Below are 5240 nucleotides of genomic sequence, written 5' to 3'. Positions count from 1 at the left end.
CCGGGCCCTGGGATCCCAGGGTGGCCCGGATCGCGGCCGCCACCCCGGGGCCGATCCCGGGGACCGCACAGAGGTCGTCGACCCCGGCCGCCCGGAGCGCGGACACGGTGGGGAACTTCTCGAGCAGAGCGGCCCGGCGTGAGGGTCCGAGCCCGGGTACATCGTCGAGGACCGACGTCGTCATCCGCCTGGACCTGGCTCCCCGGTGGGCCCGGATCGCGAAGCGATGTGCCTCGTCCCGTAGACGCTGGAGGAGGAACAGGCCCTCACCGTGCCGGGGGAAGATGACCGGGTATTCCTCTCCGGGCAACCAGATCTCCTCGAGTCGCTTGGCGATCCCGATCACCGGGACGTCGGTGACGCCGAGTTCGGCCAGGACCTCGGCGGCGGCCTCCACCTGGGGTCGGCCGCCGTCGACCACGAAGAGCTGGGGAGGGTAGGCGAATCGGCGGGTCGGCGTGGACTTCCCCGCCCCCGCGTCGTCGGGGTCGGCCCGGTCGTCGACGGGGCCGTCGGTGTCATCCGGGGTCACCGCCGGCTCTTTGTGGTGCCGCCGGAAGCGTCGGCGGGTCACCTCGGCGATGCTCGCGACGTCGTCGGAGTGACCGTCGCCGGCCGCCTCGCGGATCCGGTAGAGGCGGTAGTCGCTCTTGCGGGGCAACCCGTCCTCGAACACCACGAGGGAGGCCATGACGTCGGTGCCCTGGGTGTGTGAGATGTCCACGCACTCGATCCGGAGCGGCGCCGTGTCGAGTTCCAGGGTCTCCTGGATCTCCTGCAACGCGGCCGAGCGCGCGGTCAGGTCACCGCTGCGGCGCAGCTTGTGCTGGGTCAGGGCCTCGACCGCGTTGCGTCGGACCGTCTCGGCCAGCGAGCGCTTGTCGCCGCGCTGGGGAATCCGCAGCGACACACGCGATCCGCGCAGGGTGGAGAGCCAGTCGGCGAGCTCCTCCGCGTCCTCGGGGAGGGCCGGGACCAGCACCTCCCGTGGCACGGCGGCGGCGAGATCGGCGCCCGACTCGGCGGCCCCGGCCAGGTCGGCCTCCCCTCCGTAGAACTGGGCGAGGTAGTCCGAGACGACACCGGGGACCGCGAGCGCCGGGTCGAACCGGCCGTCGGCGTCCACGCCGTGCGCGTGCTCGACCACCCATCCGCGCTGGCCCCGGATGCGCCCGTTGCGGACGTGGAAGACCTGGACGGAGACCTCCAGTTCGTCGGCCTCGACGCCCACGACGTCGGCGTCGGTACCGTCCCCCAGGACCACGGCCTGCTTCTCCATGGCCCGCCGCATCGCGCCGAGATCGTCCCGCAACCGGGCCGCGCGCTCGAAGTCCATCGTCTCGGACGCCTCGAGCATCCGCTTCTCGATCCGCTTCATGATGACGTCGGTCCGGCCGGCGAGGAAGTCGCAGAGTTCGTCGACTATCTCGCGGTGCTCCTCCGCCGTCACACGGCCGATACACGGTGCGGCGCACTTGTCGATGTAGCCGAGCAGGCAGGGGCGGCCCAGCTGGGCCTGCCGCCTGAACACCCCGGCCGAACACGACCGCACCGGGAACACCCGTTGGAGGGTGTCGAGCGTGTCCCGGATCGCCCACGCGTGGGAGTAGGGGCCGAAATAGCGGGTTCCGGCCCGCCGCGGCCCCCGGTAGACGAATGCGCGCGGGAACTCCTCCCCCACGGTCACCGCGAGGAGCGGGTAGGTCTTGTCATCCCGGTACCGCACGTTGAAGCGGGGGTCGTACTTCTTGATCCACGTGTACTCCAGTTGGAGTGCCTCCACCTCGGTGGAGACGACGGTCCACTGGACGCCCGCGGCCGCGGTGACCATCTGTCTGGTGCGCGGGTGGAGCAGGGTGAGGTCGGCGAAGTACGACCCGACCCGGCTGCGCAGGTTCTTGGCCTTGCCCACGTAGATGACGCGGCCCTGGTCGTCGCGGAACCGGTAGACCCCCGGTTCCGTGGGGATGGAACCGGGGGCTGGGCGGTAGGTGCGCGGGTCGGCCACGACGCCTCAGCGGTCGGCGACGGATTCGGGATCGGCGGCCGAGGGCTTGTACCGGCGGACCGTCTCCCGCATGGTGCCCATGGCCTCGACCGCGTCCTGACCGTCGACGGTCAGGATGGCCCAGACGCCGACGTGCTCGTAGGCCGGCAGCTCGAGCCGTGGCCACATGCTGGACCGGGGGAACGTGATCCCCACGACGTCGTGCCAGCCCCAGAGCCGCGAACGCAGCGGCCCGCGGACCTCGACCCCCTGCTCGCCCACCCGCACCCTGATCCGGAGGAGGGTGAGCAGGACGCCGGCGAAGATCAGGCCGATCACCACGAAGGCGAGTTGGTCGGCGATCCCGATGGTGACCCCGGTGTCGTCGCGGACCAGTACGACCGCCCAGACGATGTGGGCGAGGACGATCAGGATCGCCAGCGCGATCACGGCGATCCGGAGTCGACGTGGACGGTGCTCGAAGTCCCAGTGTTCGAGACCCGGGCGCTCGACGTCCGAACGCTCGGTCATCGTCCCGCCCGCAGGTCGCGCAGGGTGACGGCTGCACGGAGCGCGGCGGCGACCGCCTCCCCGCCCTTGTCCTCGGCCGCGCCCTCGTGCCCGTCGCGATCGCGGGCCTGGGACTCGTTCTCTGTGGTGAGGACCCCGTGGGCGACCGGTGTCGCCTCGTCGAGCGCGATGCGGGTCAGGCCGTCGGTCACCGAGCGGCACACGTAGTCGAAGTGCGGTGTCGAGCCCCGGATGACCACCCCGAGGGCCACCACGGCGTCGTGTGACCTCGCGAGCTCCTGGGCGACCACCGGGAGCTCCACGGCCCCCGTGACACGGGCGACGGTGACGACCGCACGGGAGGTCTCGGCCACCGCGAGGGCCCGGTCCATCAGTTGCGCGCAGATCTCGTCGTGCCAGGTGGAGGCCACCACGCCCAGCCGCAGCCCGCGGGCGTCGGGGATCACCAATTCCGGCCTACCGGTGCCGCTCATCGCCGATCCTCTCCGTTCGTGTCCGGGTCTATCCCGTCGTCCAGGCCCTCGAGTAGATGGCCCATCCGGTCCCGCTTGGTCCGCAGGTACCGGAGGTTCTCGGGGGTCACCGCGGTGGGCATGGGGACCCGTGCCACCACCTCGACCCCGCCGGCACGGAGGGCGTCGGCCTTGGCGGGGTTGTTGGTCATCAGCCGCACGCGCGTCACCCCGAGATCGCGCAGCATCTGCGCGGCCAGACTGAAGTCCCTGGCATCGGCGGGCAGACCGAGGTCCAGGTTCGCGTCCACCGTGTCGCGGCCGTCGTCCTGCAACTGATAGGCGCGGAGCTTCTGTACCAGGCCGATCCCCCGACCCTCGTGCCCTCGCATGTAGAGGACCACCCCGCGTCCCTCCTCACACACCGAGGCGACGGCCGCGTCGAGCTGCGGACCGCAATCGCAGCGTAGCGAGTGGAAGACGTCCCCGGTGAGACACTCGGAGTGGATGCGGACCGACACGGGCTCGTCGCCCGAGATGTCCCCGGCGACCATGGCCACGTGCTCGACTCCCTGGAGGACGTCGCGGTATCCGTGGGCGGTCAGCGTCCCGGCCGGGGTGGGGATACGGGCGGCCGCCTCGTGGATCACCTGCACCTCGTGCGCCCGGCGCCAGTCCTGCAGTGCCTCGATCGTGATCAACGCGAGCCCGTGCTCGTCGGCGAAGCGCCGCAGCTCCGGGGTCCGGGCCATGGTGGTCGGGTCGTCCTCGGACACGATCTCGCAGATCACCCCGGCGGGTCGCAGGCCGGCCAGGCGCGCGAGGTCCACCGCGGACTCGGTGTGACCCGGACGGGTGAGCACCCCGCCGGGCCGTGCGCGCAGCGGCACCACGTGACCCGGGCGGGTGAAGTCCCCGGGAACGGCCTCGGTGGAGGCCAGCATCCGGGCGGTGCGGGCCCGGTCGGCGGCCGAGATGCCGGTCGAGACACCGGTCCGGGCGTCCACGGTCACGGTGTAGGCGGTGTCGTGCCGGTCTTCGTTGATCGCCCTCATCGGCGGCAGATCCAGGCGGAGGCAGTCCTCGGCCTCGAGTGCGACGCAGACGTACCCCGACGAATAACGCACGAGGAAGCCCATGAGCTCGGGGGTCGCGAGTTCGGCGGCGAAGATCAGGTCGCCCTCGTTCTCTCGGTCCTCGCTGTCCACCACGACCACGGCTCGTCCCGCCGCGATGTCGGCGATGGCGCGGTCGATGCCGTCGAAGGTGGTCACTGCTGCGGGTTCTCCTCGGTACTCATCAAACCCGGGCGTCGGCCGCGGGCACGGCCACAAGTATGGCGCATCCGGTCAGTGGGACCGGCCACCGCGTCCGCCGAGGAGACGCTCCACGTACTTGGCCAGGACATCGACCTCGAGGTTGACCGCGTCCCCCGGGGTCAGGCCACCCAGGATAGTGTCCTCCAGCGTGGTGGGGATCAGCGAGACCTCGAACCACGGTTCGGTCTGGTCGAGCGCACTGACCGCCGAGACGGTGAGGGAAGTGCCCGACACCGTGATCGACCCCTTCTCCACCACGTAGCGGGCCAGGTCCTGCGGCAACGACAGGCGCACCACGTGCCACTGGTCGTGCTCGGTCCTGCTGATCACCGCGCCGGTCCCGTCGACGTGCCCCTGGACGATGTGACCTCCGAAGCGCGCGTCCGCCCGCATCGCCCGCTCCAGGTTCACCGGGTCCCCGGGGCTCAGCGCACCCAGGGCGGTGCGGTCGAGGGTCTCGGCCATGACGTCGGCGTCGAAGCCCTCTCCGGCGGTGAACTCCGTGACGGTGAGGCAGACGCCGTTGACGGAGATCGACTCACCGTGACGGGCGTCCGACGTGACGAGGGGTCCGCGGATCCGCAGGCGCACGGAGTCCCCGACGGTCTCGACCGATTCCAGCGTGCCGAGCTCCTCGACGATTCCGGTGAACATCAGTGTGGTCCTCTCGTGGATGTGGTCATGTGGTGCGTCTGGTCAGGCGGAGGTAGACGTCACGTCCCAGGGTCGCGGTCTCGCGCACGTCGAAGCCGTGGGCGCCGGCGAGCGTGCCGACCCCGGCATCCTGGACGGCGGACCGACCGTCCCCCAGCACGATCGGGGCGAGGTAGGCCTCGACCTCGTCGACGAGCCCGGCGGCGAGGAACGCCCCGGCCAGACGGGGGCCGCCCTCGACCAGGACGTGCTGGACATCGCCGAGCATCTCGAGCGCCTCCGCGGGATCGCGGGTGG

Annotated in this window: 6 protein-coding genes; all 6 read right to left on the bottom strand. The window is 71.3% G+C overall.

Annotated elements, in window-relative coordinates:
* The coding region (gene uvrC, locus G6027_RS09685; RefSeq protein WP_182636992.1) for an excinuclease ABC subunit UvrC at window positions 1-2008 on the bottom strand (2008 nt) is incomplete at its 3' end.
* Between the two features lie 6 nt (window positions 2009-2014).
* Window positions 2015-2518 carry a PH domain-containing protein gene (locus G6027_RS09680; protein ID WP_182636991.1) on the bottom strand — a complete coding sequence of 168 codons (504 nt, stop codon included), beginning with the start codon at window positions 2516-2518 and terminating at the stop codon, window positions 2015-2017.
* Window positions 2515-2991, bottom strand: coding sequence for a 6,7-dimethyl-8-ribityllumazine synthase (gene ribH / locus G6027_RS09675; RefSeq protein ID WP_182636990.1), 477 nt, complete (start codon window positions 2989-2991; stop codon window positions 2515-2517). The genes G6027_RS09680 and ribH overlap by 4 nt, the downstream gene beginning before the upstream one ends.
* Window positions 2988-4244 carry a bifunctional 3,4-dihydroxy-2-butanone-4-phosphate synthase/GTP cyclohydrolase II gene (locus G6027_RS09670; RefSeq protein WP_182636989.1) on the bottom strand — a complete coding sequence of 419 codons (1257 nt, stop codon included), beginning with the start codon at window positions 4242-4244 and terminating at the stop codon, window positions 2988-2990. Before G6027_RS09670 ends, ribH begins: the two co-directional genes overlap by 4 nt.
* 75 nt (window positions 4245-4319) lie before the next feature.
* On the bottom strand, window positions 4320-4943 hold the full coding sequence (locus G6027_RS09665; protein WP_182636988.1) for a riboflavin synthase: 624 nt from the start codon (window positions 4941-4943) through the stop codon (window positions 4320-4322).
* A gap of 25 nt (window positions 4944-4968) precedes the next feature.
* The coding region (locus G6027_RS09660; protein WP_182636987.1) for a dihydrofolate reductase family protein at window positions 4969-5240 on the bottom strand (272 nt) is incomplete at its 5' end.

The organism is Dietzia sp. SLG310A2-38A2, from assembly GCF_014145095.1.
In the GTDB taxonomy this organism is placed as follows: domain Bacteria; phylum Actinomycetota; class Actinomycetes; order Mycobacteriales; family Mycobacteriaceae; genus Dietzia.
Note: the sequence above shows the minus strand (reverse complement) of the source record. Positions and strands in the feature narration are given on the sequence as shown.

Bases quoted from the DNA above. Each gene is read 5' to 3' on its own strand.
- G6027_RS09680 (WP_182636991.1), bottom strand. From the start codon at position 2,518: ATGACCGAGCGTTCGGACGTCGAGCGCCCGGGTCTCGAACACTGGGAC.
- ribH (WP_182636990.1), bottom strand. From the start codon at position 2,991: ATGAGCGGCACCGGTAGGCCGGAATTGGTGATCCCCGACGCCCGCGGG.
- G6027_RS09665 (WP_182636988.1), bottom strand. From the start codon at position 4,943: ATGTTCACCGGAATCGTCGAGGAGCTCGGCACGCTGGAATCGGTCGAG.